This window comes from Aquisalibacillus elongatus (assembly GCF_003843875.1).
Taxonomy (GTDB): Bacteria; Bacillota; Bacilli; order Bacillales; family Alkalibacillaceae; genus Aquisalibacillus; species Aquisalibacillus elongatus.
In genome coordinates, this window is sequence record NZ_RKRF01000007.1 from 570,279 (window position 1) to 585,843 (window position 15,565).

The following is a 15,565-nucleotide window of genomic DNA, read 5'->3' on the forward strand; positions in this document are numbered from 1 at the left end:
GATTATCATGATGTTGAAAGGGTGCAGGTATGATTGAAGAGATCCATTGGCTAACGTACATTATGATTATATTAGCCAGTTACAGATTTACGCATTTGATTGTGTTCGATAAGATTACTGAATTCATTCGCAAACCTTTTCTAAAAGATAAAACTTATCAAGATGATGATGGTCATTTAAAGCATAAGGAAATCCCGACGTCTAAATTTGGATATTTGCTTAATTGTTACTGGTGTGCAGGCGTTTGGAGCGCGATTTTTATGGCGTTAGGGTACTTATACATACCTCAAATTGCACTACCAATCATATTTATATTCTCAATAGCTGGTGCACAAGCTATATTGGAGACTTTTGTCGGTGTTGGAGTAAAGTTAGTGGACTTCTTAAAGAGTTCATCAAATTAATAACCAGAACGCTGTTGATTCAACGTTCTGGTTCATTTTTAAATATCATCGTCTTCAATTTTTGGGTCATATTCAATTTCATCTGGCTCGAGTTCTTCAGAAAACTCAGTTTGAAGTTGGTATTGATCAGTGCCATGATGTTCATGCTCAACATGTTCATCATACTCTGACTGCACATATTTGTGGTAAAAATACTCAAATATAGTAACACCAGCAGCAGAGATCAGACTTGCCATAAATAAATCGCCACCGTAAGTTAACATATCGAGCATGAAATAAATAACGACATATGCTAAGACAAAATCCGATGCTGTTGCAATGGTATTATTGGTTCTTGGTAATATAAAGGCATCTCCTATATAGGAAATTAACGTTAAGACTAAGCTGATTAATAAAACATTACCAAAAGCCACGTCATATCCAAGACCAAGAATCAAATATAGAAGGACAAAACAAGAAATCAGTTTAATCATCATGAGTTTGAAGTGATTCAAATAAATTCCTCCTTTCAACCTTATTATGAGGTGAAAGGCTTAAGGTTATACCTTCAGTTCTGTTGCTGTTCATATTCGATATATTGTAATAAAGGTTCCGTATCAGCCTGAAACCAGAAAACATAGGGTTTGTCTTGTTCATCGAAAGTTAAGACGTACGGTTTTTCATTCTCTGGAAATATAACAATTATGGTATCGACAGTGGTATTTAGCCAATCGTTATTTAGTTCAATGTTTGGTCTTAATGGTATTTTGACCATAAATCCATTCTCAGGAATTGGGCTAATCCCTTTATAAAGATCGTCGATGTTATTTAAAATAATTTCAGCTTCTTGTTGAATATCGCTAGAGTGCGGGACTGTTTTAACAACTTCTTCGTTTTGAATATCAAAAACTTCAACTTTTAACTCCTGCTCACCATCCATATTTATAGGGTTTAGCATTAAACTAAATAGGAAAATTAGTATTGACATGTAACACCTCAATTAAAAATCTTCATTATCTCCTGGTGTTGCTTCTAAAGCAATTTCATATGCATCTAAAATAGAATCTCTTACAACTGGGTCTTCAATTGGAACCAATGCTTGTTCGTCACCATTTTGTTCTACACGCATTAAAAACGTTTCATTTTCATCTTTCAATAAAGCATAAGAATCTTTTTCTATATCAAATAATGCTTCGACGATTAAGTCTCGTTCTTCTCCTGTGTCATTTTGGACTGTGATTCTGTCTTTATGTTCATCCATTATTATTCCTCCCATAAATTCCAATTATCAATAGTCTTTGTTTTTAACGATGAAATATGAGTGTAAATAATCAATCAAACGTTTGATTGATTATTAGTAATCAATAAAAAAATGCCGATGGTAGTGCACTCCACCGGCATTTAATTTCATGATTTCTTTTTTCCGAAATATAAAATTCCAAAACCAAGACCTAACAACAACATAAGGACTGATAAAATCAAAAACGGAATCGGACCAAATTGGAAAATTAACGGTATAGATAAGGCTGTTACTAATCCACCACCTAAAAATGGTTCAAAGACTAATTGTTTATAACCAAAACCTTCAAATGAAGGAGATTCAGCTTTTGGATCTGCCACACGCATTAATAATAATCCCGTCGCTGTAATACCCATTGACTGACCAAAATCACCGATAGCACGTTCAACCCAATAGGATGTAATCATTTTTGGTGCCAGCACAAAGAACCCAATGACATTCCACAATATACCTGCTGCAGCAAGGATTAAAAACGGCACTAAATACTCACCAATAACATTTAGCGATACTGTTGCAATTGCAGATAAAATTAATATATCTAATGATAACCCCTGAATCCTCATCACCATACGTCTATCTAAAATATCTGAATAACCGATTTTGGTAAAGAAAAGTTGTACAATAATACCACCAATCATAGCAAGGGGGAATAACGGGACATACGTCATGAGCTCTGTACCAATAATAATTGATTCAAGATAGACAAGTAATTGCAATACTAAATATCCTACCATGATGGCAACAGCAATTACTGCTAAGTGTAATGATAATGGCTCAATCGATTCAGGTCGAACGGTCATACTCGCCGCTGGCTCACGGTTTTCAAATTCAATGATGCCTGATTTCTTGTTAGCTGAAGTATCATCTGTGTCGTTTAAAACTTCTGTTTTCTGTTTTCTTATAGCCCAATTGATCATAAATATCCCTATGAGGACTCCAGATAAAATACCAATTGTAGCTAAACCAACAGCTAAATCATAAGCTTCCGAAAACTCCATTTCTTCAAAGGTTCCTTGTAGACCTGCTGCGGTACCGTGTCCACCTTCAAATCCTACCTCAATTAAAGCTCCGACCATTGGAGGCAAATCAAATATAGGTGTTAGAATTAATAACGTTAATAATATACCGACAACATATTGTCCCCAACCTAACGTCCAACCAAAGGCTAATTGAGGCCCACCTATATGCCATACTTTTCTTAAGTTAGGTAAGATTGTACCTAAAAATAACGTCGCGAACACCACATTAATAAGTAATCCAGGGAGAGTCCGCCAAACTTCAATAACTTCTGGTGTCATAAGGCCTGTACTCCAAAAACCTTCACCATTAAAAATAGCGCCTAATATTTGTGGACCAAGTAATAACCCAATAAACCCTGCTATAACAGAGGAAGGTAAAAATAAATTTTGGATCCATTTTATTTTAACTCTTAACCATTTACCAAGTAATAAAAATAAACCTAAGTATATTAATGCAAAACCTATTTGATTTGGTGTCATCATCTCACTCCTTGCCACTTTTTCTAACTCACAAGTTTATATTCATAATTTTATCCTTAATAATAAATACTAATCATTAAAAGAAACTTAAGAAGGTGGTCTAAAATGGAAAACAACTTAAAAGAACATCAACAAAACAAATCACTCACTTCAGCTGAATTAGGTGAGTTATTTGCTAACTACTTAGGTGATACCCTATATATTTGTGTTTTTAAACACCAATTAGAGGTCGTCGAGGATGCACAAATAAAAGAAAATATTGAGAGAGCCCTTCAGATTTCAGAGGGACACATTCAATTTTTGAGGGAATTATTTGAAAAAGAAAATATCCCGATTCCGGTAGGATTTGGAGATCAAGATGTTAGATTAGATGCCCCAAAGTTATATTCAGATATGTTTATGCTTTTTTATATTATGGAAATGTCACGAGCTGTATTAACTACTTATTCTGGTGGGCTTTCGTCTTCAAGCAGAGAAGATATACTAGAATATTTCGAAAACTGTATCCATGAATCCACTGAACAATATAAACAGACTTTACATTTATTATTGGAAAAAGGAATGGATGTAACGTTCCCTGAAGTTCCATATCCAAGTAAGGTAGATTTTGTAGAAAAAGATTCATTTACATCTTTTATCGCTGGAAAAAAAAGACCACTTACAGCAATTGAAATTAAACACTTACAAGTTAATATCAATACGAATACATTAGGAAAAGCATTGATGTTAGGTTTTAGCCAAGTGGCTTCATCTGAAAAGATTAGAGATTATTGTCAGGATGGAGTTCAGTTAGCTGAAAAACAAATCAATCAATTGGGTGAAATGTTAATGAAAGAAAACCTACCAACACCTATGTTGTTAGACACTCACATTACAGATTCAACCGTTTCACCATTTTCGGATAAATTAATTTTATACCATACTTTCATAGCTAATGGAATTGGAATTCAAAACTATGGCTTAGCGATTTCGAAAGTATTAAGACACGATATCCATTCTCAATTTGCGACACTTTCTGCTGGTATAGCGAAATACTCCAATAAAGGTCTGAATATGATGATTGAAAATGGTTGGTTAGAAGAACCGCCAACTTGTGCAGACCGTGAAAAATTAGCTAAGTATTCTCCAGGGTTTAAATAGGCATGGTATGGGAAAACGCTCTAATAGAAGTGAAGCATTATTATGGAATATCGTGTTCCCAGGTTTTGGGCAGTTACTAAATGGTCAAATCATCAAAGGGATAGCTTTAGTTATTTTAGTAATTATTGTTAATATGAAATCGAAACTAAATCAGGTTATTTTTCATTCCTTTAATTGGAAAATTGAGCAAGCAATTTTAATCGCTGATTACCAATGGTTGATGTTTTTTCCTTGTATATATATGTATTCATTATGGGATGGGTTTAAAGATGCAAGGGGAGAGGTAGGGTTCTTGTATTACTTTCCATTTGTAGTATCAGCCTATTTTATTACAGTGGGGTTGATTTTTTCATCAAAACTTACTGTTTTAGGATTTTTGTTAGGTCCTGTATTTTTGCCTTTATTATTTGCTATAATTGGATTTATAGTCGGGATTGGGTTAAGAGGAGTTGCTATTCGAATGCATGAATATTATGATTCACAGTGAGTTTCAAGTTAATATAGAAACTCACTTTTTTATGTGTTCATATTTACAATAAGTCACTAACTCTTATAAAATATACTTTCGAATTAAGTGGAAGAGGGGAATGATTAAAGATGGCCGATTTATTTATTTTTATGTTTATATTATCTTTTATAGCTTCAATAATTGGTTTAATTAAACCTACTATGATTAAAATGAAATCTAGAAAACACGTTATAAAATACATATTACCTACCATGATTATAGCTATGTTGATTGGTGGGGCTTTAGTAGAACCTGCAGAAGATGAAGCATCATCAAATGAACCTTCACAGGTGGAATCTAAAGAAGAACACAAAGAGGAACAGAAAACCAAAAATGAGGAATCTATACCTTCCAAGGATGAAAGAGACGATCATAAAAAAGTAGAGAATGAAACAGAAAAAGAGGATTCTGATAAAGAAGAGGAAACATCAGTTGAACAAGATAATACCGACCAAAATCAAGCGTCAAGTGAGAATGACAAAAACGAAAAGCAGGAAAAACAGAATTCTAGTAGTGAACCAAATTCGAATTTAGAAGTTCACTACATCAATTCAGGACAAGCTGATGCAACGTTATTTGATTACTCACATGAAGGCGAAGATTACAATGTATTAATTGATTCTGGGGACTGGAATGGACAGAATGTCGTTCATTATTTAAATAATCAAGACGTTCAAGAAATTGATTTAGTAATTGGAACTCATAATCATGCGGATCATATCGGTCAGATGGATCAAGTCGTTAATCAATTTGAAGTAGATGAAGTATGGCTTACGGGGAATTCAGCATCAAGTCAGACGTTTGAGCGTGTATTAACAGCTATTGAAACGAGCGATACGGATTATCATGAACCAAGAGCTGGTGAAGAATATGAAATCGGATCATTAGAGGTTGATGTCTATCACCCAGCTAGCCTAACAGGAGATAAAAATGATGATTCCATTTCGGCTAAAATGACTTATGGCGAGACATCTTTCTTTTTCTCAGGCGATGTGGAGGCATCAGGCGAATCTAAAATGGTAAGTAGAGGAGGTTTAAGTGCCGATATTTTACAATTAGGCCACCATGGCTCTAGTACATCGAATTCATCTAGTTTTTTATCAGCCATAGATCCAGAGGTGGCTATATATTCAGCAGGATCTGATAACAGTTACGGTCACCCACATAATGAAGTCATAAATAGAGTAAAGAACGCAGAGATTGACCTCTATGGAACTGATGTACATGGAACTGTTATTGTTACAACAAATGGTTCAGATTATTCTGTTGCAACTAATCAAAATGGCAATATTACTGCAAGTCAAGAATCTAATCAAACAACAACTCATGATGAAAATCAAGAAACAAACAATCAAGAAGATACTAGTACTGAAGAACAAAATACTGAAGAAAAGGATTCTACAAACACCAATCAAACTTGTGTAGATATAAATTCAGCCTCTAAAGAAAATCTACAAAAAATCATTCATATAGGAGATAGTAGAGCAGAGGACTTAATAAGTTTAAGACCTTTTGATAGCGTAGATTCATTAACAGCTATTAACGGTATTGGACCTTCACGAATCGACGATATTAAATCACAAGGAGTAGCTTGTGCGAAATAAAAGGATGGATAATAGATGATCTATAGTGGTGTAATTGACCGTATTGAAGACGGAAATGTTGTGGTTTTAATTGAGGAAAACAATCAAGAAATTAAATTAAACCCTAGCCAACTACCCGCAAAATCTGAAGAAGGAAGTTGGTTAACCATTGAACTTGACGGAGAAAGCACGGTCAATAATATAAAACTCAACCAAAGTAAGACAGAAGAGATACAAACTCGAGTTGATGAAAAATTAAATCATTTAAAAACCAAAAGTAAAGGAAGCAAATTTAAAAAGAAGTAGTTCTAAAAAGCCAATGGAGAAACCATTGGCTTTTAATTTTCTAAGTAAACTTCTAAAGTAAGATCTTTACTTTTTACTGTTGCTAAAAATATATTACTTATATCTTCATATCCTAGTTTCTGCAATTGATCTTTTAACCAATCATCGTCTTGATCAATTAAATCGAGATGTTGATGTTGAATGATGCCTTCCATAATCACAATAATAGGAAGACCTCGATCTTCTACTGATATATTTAAATGACTGGGGGTTAAAAATCCTTTATCTCGTTTCGGAAGAATGCTAATCTCACCATTCGGTTCTAATAAAGCAAAATCAACATCACTTAAGTCAAAATATCCCGCTGTTCTAATACTTGATAAAAGTTCAGATAATGTAAATCGCGATCTTTTCAAATTTCGCTTCATTACTTTTCCGTTTTTTATTAGATAGGTTGATTCACCAGCTAAATATTTATTTAACTTATTAATAAGAGTCAATTTAGATATGACTAAATATAATAAGATCACAACTAAAACACCAACTAAACCTTGTGTAACACCATCAACTTCAAGTGAACCAAACAGTAAATAAGCTAAAAAGAAAATCGCTCCAAAATCATGAGCGGTAAGCTGTGCAATAGCTGATTTACCTAATAAACGCACTGAGAATATATAAATCGAAAATAATAGCATAATTTGACCAATGAACAATAGCATGGGGTAAACCATCCTAAACTAAACAAAGAATTATCTAATATTAGTATGTTTATTCGTTCAACTTACATGCACCTAGAGGAAGAAAATCCAATTATTTATTACTTGTGACGCTAAAGATAGGAGCATTTCAAGTTTCGAGAAATTTCTTGTTCAATACTGAATAATCTCTCATATATTTATTAAGGGGAAGTAGTGTAAGAAGGCACTTAACAATATGAGATGCTATAATAGTAAAAAGATTTTGCAAAAGACAGAGGAGTATATATGAACTTAACGATTTATTATGGTGCCAAATGTTTTTTATTATTTTAGGTTTACATAAGATACATTATAGGAAGATATTTTAAAAACTAAAATAGCGTCAAATGGCTAACTTCATATGCTTAGTATTTCATCGAGCTGTAATTTATAGTATTATTATAATTAAGAATTTTCTTATTTAGGAGGTTTTATAGTGTCAAAAGCTGTTTGGAATCCAACTAATGATTATATTAAACAAACGCGTCTTTATGATCTTATGCAAAAATCTGGCTTTAGCTCTTATGATGATTACTATCAACATTCCATTCAGGATATTAGGTCTTTCTGGGATCAGGCTGTGAATGCTTTAAATATTGAGTGGTATCAGAATTATGACCAAGTTCTAAACTTAGATCAAGGCATTATGTATCCTGATTGGTTTGTGAATGGCAAGTTAAATGTCGTGCATAATGCTTTAGATAAATGGGCATTTGATACTTCGATGAAAAATGAAAACGCTTTAATATGGGAGTCTGATGACGGATCAGTTATTAAATATACTTTTTCAGAGCTTTATGAAGAAGTTAATCGTATGGCTAATGGTTTTGAGAGCTTAGGTATGCGTGAACAAGATGTCGCAACCATTTATATGCCTATGATTCCTGAGACGGTTATTGCTATGTTAGCCATTTCAAAACTCGGTGCGATCTTCTCTCCTGCTTTTTCTGGTTATAAATCAGAAGCTGTCGCTAAGCGTATTAATGCTGCTAGTGCGAAGTATTTAATAACAGCAGATGGATTTTATCGTAGAGGTAAAGTTGTCAATTTAAAACAAGAAGCAGATCAAGCTGCAGCCTCCTCCCCTTCTTTAGAACATGTGATCGTCGTCAATCGAACGAATGAGAATGTTGATTGGAAAGATCATGATGTATCCTGGAACGAAATTCGGTCGAGTCAAAGTGGTTATAAAACTAAGGAAACAAATGCAAATGACCCTTATATGATTATTTATACATCTGGGACTACTGGTAAGCCAAAAGGTGCCCTTCATACGCATAATGGTTTTCCAATTAAGTCTGCTTTTGATGCAGGCATATGTATGGATGTTTGTAAAAGAGATACTTTATTTTGGTACACGGACATGGGCTGGATGATGGGACCATTCTTAGTTTACGGAGGGCTATTAAATGGCGCAACAATCATGATGTTTGAAGGAACGCCTGATTATCCGACTCCAAGCCGTATTTGGGAGATTGTTGAACGTCATCAAGTGACGCATTTAGGGATCTCACCTACGTTAATTCGTTCTATTATGAATTTAGATGAAAGCTATGTAACGAATAACGATCTATCGTCGTTAAAAATGATTAGTTCAACCGGTGAACCATGGAATGAAGAGCCTTGGATGTGGTTATTTAATAAAGTTTGCAACCGGAAAGTTCCGATTTTTAACTATTCAGGTGGAACTGAGATCTCTGGTGGGATTTTCGGAAATGTTCTAGTAAAACCAATTGCTCCAGTTTCTTTTAATGCGGCTCTACCTGGTATGGATGTCGATGTCTATGATGACGATGGCCAATCTGTTAAAAATGAAGTTGGTGAACTCGTAATCAAACAACCTTGGGTCGGGATGACGAATGGGTTTTATAAGGAAAATGAACGCTATGAAAATACATATTGGAACCGGTATAAAGATACTTGGGTACACGGTGATTGGGTTATTTTAGATGACGAAGGCTTTTATACGATTACAGGCCGATCTGACGATACGCTCAATGTCGCAGGTAAACGATTGGGCCCTGCTGAGTTAGAATCTGTATTTGTAGAGTTAGATGACGTTATAGAAGCTGGGGTTATAGGTGTTCCAGATGAAGTGAAAGGTGAAAAACCTGTAGCATTTGTTGTTGTAAAAGACTCTTCAATGGCTAATGAACCATTCACTGAAGCATTGGTGGATCATGCCATTCAGCGCCTCGGTAAGGCGATTGCGCCGAGAATTGTTCATATTGTTGAAGACTTACCTAAAACACGGAATGCTAAAGTGATGCGCCGAGCTATTAAAGCCGCTTACTTAGATAAAGACGCTGGTGATCTATCAGCATTAGAGAATCCTGATGTCGTTGAACAGATTAGACAATTAGGAAAAAAAGTTAATCTATAATATTAAAAGACAGGGACAAATGCTTGCCCCTGTCTTTATTATTTTAGGAAACGTATTGTAAGAGGAAACTTGATATATTCTCCTAAAAGAGCTTTTACTATTGCAAAAATCAAAATAGCTGTTATGACTAACCCTAGAATTAATAAAAGCCCAATCGTGATAAGACCAACTCCAACGCCGATAATCGTTAATAACGGTGATAGATCAATGGCCGTTATATCAAAGGTTGATGAAGCAAATGCAATCAAGTTAATCAATAAAAATAAGCATAATAAATAAATCTGGTAACTAAGCTGAAAGTTAATGTTATTTCGTGTATGGTTCTCTACAAGTAAGGAATCATTTCCTACGATCATTCTATAAACATACACTAGTACAATGTTCAGTAATGGAATCGGTAGTAATGCAATAATGTGTGGAATAATAGATAATAGTTTTTCCTGGATCGTAAAGTTCATATATACTCCTCTGTCTTTTGCATAATCTTTTTACTATTATAGCATCTCATAAATAAATAATTAAAGTAGAATTATTTAAGTTTACATAATATTATTATGGTATACTATTTATTTCCTATATGTTCTCCTACGATTTTACCTGTAAATAAACACCCACCTAAAAATGAACCTTCTAATGCTCGGTAGCCGTGTAAACCACCGCCTCCAAACCCTGACGCTTCACCTGCAGCATACAATCCGTTAATTGGCTCACCTTGTTCGTTTAAGACTTGTCCAGATAGGTTCGTCTGTAAGCCACCTAATGTCTTACGACTAATGATATTAAGCTTTACTGCAATTAAAGGTCCACTTTTAGGGTCTAATAGTTTATGAGGTTTGGCTGTTCGAATAAGTCGATCGCCTCGGTAGTGCCTAGATCCTCTTAAAGCTGTAATTTGAAGGTCTTTTGTGAATTTGTTTTCTAATTCTCGGTCTCGAGCTTCTATCTGACGCCTGATATGTTCTTCATTAAGTAAATCCAGACCTGTTAACTGGTTCATTTGATCGACTAAATCCGTTAGATTGTCACACACAATGAAATCTTCTCCTTTGTCCATAAAGGCTTGTACCGGACTAGGTGCTCCCTTCTTCAATCGTTCTAATAATTTTTTGAAGCTTTTACCAGTTAGATCCGGGTTTTGTTCAGAACCGGATAACGCAAATTCTTTCTCAATAATCTCTTGAGTTAATATAAACCAAGAGTAATCATACCCTGTTTTCATAATGGTTTCCAATGTACCTAACGTATCAAACCCAGGAAAATTTGGCGCTTCAAAGCGATTTCCTTCAGCGTCTAACCACATGGACGAGGGGCCTGGTAAAATCCTGATTCCATGATCCGTCCAAACAGGCGAATGATTTTTAATACCTTCTGTGTAGTGCCACATTCGATCACGATTAACGATTCTAGCACCGGATTGCTCACTTATATCTAGCATTCGACCATCAACATGATCAGGCACTCCAGATATCATGTGTTTAGGTGGGTTATGAAGTCTCTCAGGCCAGTTTTGACGTATTAAATCAAAGTTAGCTCCAATACCACCACTTGAGATCACGACATGATCTGTTTTATAAGTAAATTCATCGATTACGTTACTCGAGCTTTTCTCACCGCGTTTGACGTTACTAGGTACTAAAATAGAACCACTTACTCCCATAACGGTTCCGTCGTTAATTAGTAAACTATCTACTCGATGTCGTGGTAGATAATTAACACGACCTTGTTCAATATGTTGGCGCACTCGTTTCTCAAATGCTTCTACTATAGCTGGCCCAGTTCCCCATACGATATGAAATCGAGGAACAGAATTACCATGACTATCTGCTAAATAACCGCCACGCTCAGCCCAACCAACGACAGGAAAGAATTTAATTCCCAACGATTTAAGCCATTCACGTTTTTCATTAGCAGCGAATTCCACATAAGCTTCAGCCCATTGTTTAGCCCAGTAATCTTCATCTTCTAACCGATCAAAACCTGCTGAACCCATCCAATCTTGGTAAGCTAATTCTTTCGAATCTTTAATTCCCATTTTTCGCTGTTCTGGTGAATCTATTAAAAATAGTCCACCAAATGACCACCAGGCTTGGCCGCCTAAGGACTGTTCAGGCTCTTGATCCAATAATAATACTGACTTCCCTTTATCTGCGATTTCAGCCGTTGCAACTAAACCAGCTAACCCCGCACCTACAACGATCACATCATAGTTCATATTAATGCCCTCCTTTAGCAAAAGACCTCGCTTATATTAAGCGAGGTCTCGGTCGTTAAACAGGGTATACACCATGTTTTCGTTCTGTAAACGTTAGATTTTTAGATTGATAAGCTTCCAGACGCTTATTTAGATGATCTCGTAGATCATCTGGTTGAACAATATCATCGATTACCATTTCTGATGCTAAACGGTAAATATCGATATTTTCTTTGTATTCTTCTTGTTTTTCTTTAATAAATGCTGGACGCTCTTCTTCTGGAAGTTCTGCAATCTTATTAGCATAGACAGCGTTCACAGCTGCTTCTGGTCCCATAACCGCAATTTGGGCTGTAGGTAAAGCGATCGTTACATCAGGTTCAAATGCCGGACCAGCCATCGCATACAAACCAGCGCCATAAGCTTTACGTACAACAACGGAAATTTTAGGAACTGATGCTTCACTCATCGCTGAGATCATCTTAGCACCATGACGGATAATTCCAGCACGCTCAACCTTCGTTCCAATCATGAACCCAGGAATGTCTGCAAGGAAAATCAGCGGAATATTAAAGGCATCACATAACTGAATGAATTTAGCAGCCTTATCAGCCGAATCATGGAATAACACGCCACCTTTCATACGTGGCTGATTAGCGATTATTCCGACTGTCTGACCATTAATTCTAGCAAGACCTGTGATAATTTCTTTCGCAAACTCACGCTTGATTTCACAGAAACTATCTTCATCAATCAAACGTTTGATTAATTCATACATATCAAATGGTGCGTTCTGATTTTCTGGGATTAGATCACCAATAGACTTTTCAAATGACTCTGGTTTAATAGCCTCTTGAACGGGAGGTTTGCTTCTGAAGTTTTCAGGAAAGTACGTTAAATACTTTTGGGCATACTCAATGGCTTCTTGTTCACTTGAAACCAATACATCCCCGACACCTGAAACCGAGCAATGCATCTTGGCGCCACCCATTTCTTCAAGCGACACTTTCTCACCAATGACTTTTTCAGCCATGCGAGGTGAACCGAGATACATTGAAGCATTACCATCAACCATGACGACAATGTCGCAAAAGGCTGGTATGTAAGCTCCACCAGCAGCAGATGGACCAAATAATAAGCAAATTTGCGGAACTCGACCTGACATCTGAACTTGGTTATAGAAAATACGACCAGCTCCACGACGATTAGGGAACATTTCGATTTGATCTGTAATACGTGCACCAGCTGAGTCAACTAAATAAAGCATCGGAACTTCTAGTTTCATAGCCGTTTCTTGAATTCTAATGATCTTCTCAACGGTTCTTTTTCCCCATGAGCCTGCTTTGACAGTCGAGTCGTTGGCCATTACACAAACGGTTTGGCCATTTATCTTACCAATACCTGTCACAACGCCATCAGCCGGTAAACTATCGTCCATACAATTGGCAAAGAATGCATCTTCAACATCCAAATCATCATCGAACAATCTATTTAAGCGTTCACGAACGAACATTTTTCCTTTTTCAGCATTTTTCTCGTGATACTTCTCAGCGCCGCCATTTTCAATTCGCTCGCGTATTTCTTCATGAAATTCGTTTTTAGCCATTTTCTCACCCTTTCGGTTATTTACCTTTAAAATTAGGTTTTCTCTTTTCTTTAAAAGCCTGTAATGCTTCCAGTCTGTCTTCTGTAGGAATCGTATGCATATAACAATCTTTTTCAATCTTTAATCCTGTTTGAAGATCATGGTCAAAACCAACATTAATCGCTTGTTTAGCTATTTTCACGCCAACTGGACCATTCGATGCAATTTGTACTGCAATGTCTAAGGCTTTATTAGAAAGTTCATCTAAAGAAACAACTTCCTCAATCAAGCCTATTTCTCTACCTTCTAGACTATCGAAACGCTTAGCAGTTAAAATGTAATACTTCGCTTTAGCTAAGCCAATTAATCGCGCTAAACGTTGTGTTCCGCCAGCACCAGGGATGATCGCGAGTGACGTTTCGGTTAATCCCATTTTGGCATTGTTGCTAGCAACGCGTATGTCACAAGCTAAAGCAAGTTCTAACCCACCACCAAAAGCTGCTCCGTTAATAGCCGCAATGGTTGGCACCTTTAAGTCATCTACTCTTGTCACGACGCGGCCTATTTCATTAACGGTATCAACTACTTCATCTTGAGTCATGGTCCGTCTTTCTTTTAAATCTGCTCCTGCACAAAATGCTTTTTCACCTTCAGATGTGATCACAACAGCTCTTAAGTCATCTTTTTGTTCAACAAGTTCTAATACGTCATGAAAATCGGCCAATAATTGACGCGAAAACGCATTGGCAGCTTCTGGACGATTAAGTTTAATGACACCAATATAAGAATCAACGATTTCAAAAGTAACCGTACTCAATTGACTCCCTCCTTAGGAAGTTTTTTGAAATATATTCATCTGTTTACTCGGTAGTGGATTATTAATCTTTTGCTGAATAAAATCTCCGGCCTTTAATAAATGATCTAATTTGATACCAGTTTCTATGCCCATATCATGAAGCATGTACACTAGGTCGTCTGTCGCTACATTTCCGGACGCCCCCTTTGCATATGGGCAACCACCTAAACCACCTACTGAGCCGTCAAACATATAATAGCCTTTTTCTAGTGATACTAATGTGTTAGCTAAAGCCATTCCTCTTGTATCATGGAAGTGTAGCGCAATTTGATCTTTCGGAAACTCATTTTCTATTAAACTTAAAAAGTTTCTTACTTGAATCGGATTGGCTACTCCAATTGTATCGCCTAACGATAACTCATCAATGCCCATATCAAATAAACGTTTACAAATGTCGATGACTTGTTGTTCATCTACGGCTCCATCATATGGACAGCCAAAAACAGTTGATAGGTAACCTCTAACGGTTTTATTAGAACCTTTTGCTTCGTCAACAACCTCTTTAAGTATCGGATAAGTCTCATCAATCGACTTGTTGATATTCTTTTTATTATGCGATTCGCTTGCTGACATAAAGATCGATACTTCATCGACATCTGCTTCTAACGCGCCTTCTAACCCTTTCATATTAGGGACAAGCGCAGCATAGGTTAACCCTTTTTCACGCTTAATTGATTTGGCCACATCAATCGCATCTTTCAGTTGAGGAATCCATTTCGGGTGGACGAATGATGTGATCTCAATATAAGATAAACCTGTTCTGGACAATTGATTAATCCATTCAATTTTATCTTCTGTCTTGATTTCTTCCTTTTCATTTTGTAATCCATCACGAGGGCCTACTTCTTTAATGGTTACATGCTTTGGAAGATTCATAGATTCATTCTCCTTTTATTCAATAATCGCAATAACGTCACCTTCGTTAACAAAGTCACCTTCGTTAACTTTTAGTTCCTTAATAGAACCACCTGCTTCAGCAGCGATCGGAATTTCCATTTTCATCGATTCTAAAATGACGATGTCATCTCCACTGTTTACTTGGTCTCCTTCACTTACAACTACTTTCCATACGTTTCCTGCCATGTTTGCTACTAGTTGATTCATTCTAAATACCT

Annotated in this window: 17 protein-coding genes; 6 read left to right on the forward strand and 11 right to left on the reverse strand. The window is 36.0% G+C overall.

The annotated features are described in order from the left end of the window. The first annotated feature begins 32 nt into the window (after positions 1-32). A complete protein-coding gene (locus EDC24_RS03630) occupies positions 33-404 on the forward strand; it encodes a DUF1360 domain-containing protein (protein WP_245997974.1) in 372 nt (123 codons plus the stop codon). Between the two features lie 38 nt (positions 405-442). Here the strand turns inward: EDC24_RS03630 and EDC24_RS03635 are convergent, their stop codons facing one another. From EDC24_RS03635 to EDC24_RS03650, 4 genes are all read right to left on the reverse strand, one after another. Further along, positions 443-898 carry a YndM family protein gene (locus EDC24_RS03635; protein ID WP_124219817.1) on the reverse strand — a complete coding sequence of 152 codons (456 nt, stop codon included), beginning with the start codon at positions 896-898 and terminating at the stop codon, positions 443-445. 53 nt (positions 899-951) lie between these two features. Further along, positions 952-1,371, reverse strand: a complete 420-nt coding sequence (locus EDC24_RS03640; RefSeq protein WP_124219819.1) for a hypothetical protein — start codon at positions 1,369-1,371, stop codon at positions 952-954. A gap of 12 nt (positions 1,372-1,383) precedes the next feature. After that, positions 1,384-1,644, reverse strand: a complete 261-nt coding sequence (locus EDC24_RS03645) for a DUF1292 domain-containing protein (RefSeq protein ID WP_124219820.1) — start codon at positions 1,642-1,644, stop codon at positions 1,384-1,386. 146 nt (positions 1,645-1,790) lie between these two features. After that, positions 1,791-3,182 (reverse strand): sodium/glutamate symporter, encoded by a 1,392-nt coding sequence (locus EDC24_RS03650; RefSeq protein WP_124219822.1) that lies wholly within the window; start codon positions 3,180-3,182, stop codon positions 1,791-1,793. Positions 3,183-3,287: 105 nt separating this feature from the next. Between EDC24_RS03650 and EDC24_RS03655 the strand changes: the two genes are divergently transcribed. The 4 genes from EDC24_RS03655 to EDC24_RS03670 all read left to right on the forward strand — a co-directional run bounded on the left by EDC24_RS03655 (position 3,288) and on the right by EDC24_RS03670 (position 6,719). After that, positions 3,288-4,322, forward strand: coding sequence for a DUF3231 family protein (locus tag EDC24_RS03655; RefSeq protein WP_124219824.1), 1,035 nt, complete (start codon positions 3,288-3,290; stop codon positions 4,320-4,322). Between the two features lie 52 nt (positions 4,323-4,374). Beyond that, complete coding sequence (locus tag EDC24_RS03660; protein ID WP_245997955.1) at positions 4,375-4,809, forward strand: hypothetical protein; 435 nt, start codon at positions 4,375-4,377, stop codon at positions 4,807-4,809. A gap of 110 nt (positions 4,810-4,919) precedes the next feature. Then, entirely contained in the window at positions 4,920-6,434 is a 1,515-nt protein-coding gene (locus tag EDC24_RS03665) for an MBL fold metallo-hydrolase (protein ID WP_245997956.1), read from the forward strand. Between the two features lie 15 nt (positions 6,435-6,449). Beyond that, positions 6,450-6,719: a DUF3006 domain-containing protein gene (locus EDC24_RS03670; RefSeq protein WP_124219827.1), complete on the forward strand. Its 270-nt coding sequence runs from the start codon at positions 6,450-6,452 to the stop codon at positions 6,717-6,719. A 32-nt stretch (positions 6,720-6,751) separates the two neighbouring features. Here EDC24_RS03670 and EDC24_RS03675 read toward each other — a convergent pair whose 3' ends face one another. Further along, the gene (locus tag EDC24_RS03675; protein ID WP_124219829.1) at positions 6,752-7,417 is read right to left on the reverse strand and encodes a DUF421 domain-containing protein; all 666 of its coding nucleotides are present in this window, start codon (positions 7,415-7,417) and stop codon (positions 6,752-6,754) included. A gap of 454 nt (positions 7,418-7,871) precedes the next feature. On the opposite strand from EDC24_RS03675, the gene EDC24_RS03680 reads away from it, so the two are divergent. Then, entirely contained in the window at positions 7,872-9,818 is a 1,947-nt protein-coding gene (locus EDC24_RS03680; RefSeq protein ID WP_425455171.1) for an AMP-binding protein, read from the forward strand. A gap of 38 nt (positions 9,819-9,856) precedes the next feature. On the opposite strand, the gene EDC24_RS03685 is transcribed toward EDC24_RS03680, so the two are convergent. From EDC24_RS03685 to EDC24_RS03710, 6 genes are all read right to left on the reverse strand, one after another. Then, positions 9,857-10,276: a magnetosome magnetite crystal formation protein family gene (locus EDC24_RS03685; RefSeq protein WP_124219830.1), complete on the reverse strand. Its 420-nt coding sequence runs from the start codon at positions 10,274-10,276 to the stop codon at positions 9,857-9,859. 104 nt (positions 10,277-10,380) lie between these two features. Continuing rightward, positions 10,381-12,030 (reverse strand): FAD-binding dehydrogenase, encoded by a 1,650-nt coding sequence (locus EDC24_RS03690; RefSeq protein WP_124219832.1) that lies wholly within the window; start codon positions 12,028-12,030, stop codon positions 10,381-10,383. 55 nt (positions 12,031-12,085) lie between these two features. Then, on the reverse strand, positions 12,086-13,615 hold the full coding sequence (locus tag EDC24_RS03695) for an acyl-CoA carboxylase subunit beta (protein WP_124219834.1): 1,530 nt from the start codon (positions 13,613-13,615) through the stop codon (positions 12,086-12,088). A gap of 16 nt (positions 13,616-13,631) precedes the next feature. Continuing rightward, positions 13,632-14,411, reverse strand: coding sequence for an enoyl-CoA hydratase-related protein (locus tag EDC24_RS03700; RefSeq protein ID WP_124219836.1), 780 nt, complete (start codon positions 14,409-14,411; stop codon positions 13,632-13,634). Between the two features lie 12 nt (positions 14,412-14,423). Beyond that, positions 14,424-15,326 (reverse strand): hydroxymethylglutaryl-CoA lyase, encoded by a 903-nt coding sequence (locus EDC24_RS03705; RefSeq protein ID WP_124219838.1) that lies wholly within the window; start codon positions 15,324-15,326, stop codon positions 14,424-14,426. A gap of 15 nt (positions 15,327-15,341) precedes the next feature. Continuing rightward, entirely contained in the window at positions 15,342-15,554 is a 213-nt protein-coding gene (locus tag EDC24_RS03710) for an acetyl-CoA carboxylase biotin carboxyl carrier protein subunit (RefSeq protein WP_124219840.1), read from the reverse strand. Positions 15,555-15,565 lie beyond the last annotated feature (11 nt).

What these genes read in the sequence shown, in the direction of transcription:
- EDC24_RS03640 (WP_124219819.1), bottom strand. Translation starts at nt 1,371, where the DNA reads ATGTCAATACTAATTTTCCTATTTAGTTTAATGCTAAACCCTATAAAT.
- EDC24_RS03645 (WP_124219820.1), bottom strand. Translation starts at nt 1,644, where the DNA reads ATGGATGAACATAAAGACAGAATCACAGTCCAAAATGACACAGGAGAA.
- EDC24_RS03650 (WP_124219822.1), bottom strand. Translation starts at nt 3,182, where the DNA reads ATGACACCAAATCAAATAGGTTTTGCATTAATATACTTAGGTTTATTT.
- EDC24_RS03655 (WP_124219824.1), top strand. Translation starts at nt 3,288, where the DNA reads ATGGAAAACAACTTAAAAGAACATCAACAAAACAAATCACTCACTTCA.
- EDC24_RS03665 (WP_245997956.1), top strand. Translation starts at nt 4,920, where the DNA reads ATGGCCGATTTATTTATTTTTATGTTTATATTATCTTTTATAGCTTCA.
- EDC24_RS03670 (WP_124219827.1), top strand. Translation starts at nt 6,450, where the DNA reads ATGATCTATAGTGGTGTAATTGACCGTATTGAAGACGGAAATGTTGTG.
- EDC24_RS03675 (WP_124219829.1), bottom strand. Translation starts at nt 7,417, where the DNA reads ATGCTATTGTTCATTGGTCAAATTATGCTATTATTTTCGATTTATATA.
- EDC24_RS03685 (WP_124219830.1), bottom strand. Translation starts at nt 10,276, where the DNA reads ATGAACTTTACGATCCAGGAAAAACTATTATCTATTATTCCACACATT.
- EDC24_RS03690 (WP_124219832.1), bottom strand. Translation starts at nt 12,030, where the DNA reads ATGAACTATGATGTGATCGTTGTAGGTGCGGGGTTAGCTGGTTTAGTT.
- EDC24_RS03695 (WP_124219834.1), bottom strand. Translation starts at nt 13,615, where the DNA reads ATGGCTAAAAACGAATTTCATGAAGAAATACGCGAGCGAATTGAAAAT.
- EDC24_RS03705 (WP_124219838.1), bottom strand. Translation starts at nt 15,326, where the DNA reads ATGAATCTTCCAAAGCATGTAACCATTAAAGAAGTAGGCCCTCGTGAT.
- EDC24_RS03710 (WP_124219840.1), bottom strand. Translation starts at nt 15,554, where the DNA reads ATGAATCAACTAGTAGCAAACATGGCAGGAAACGTATGGAAAGTAGTT.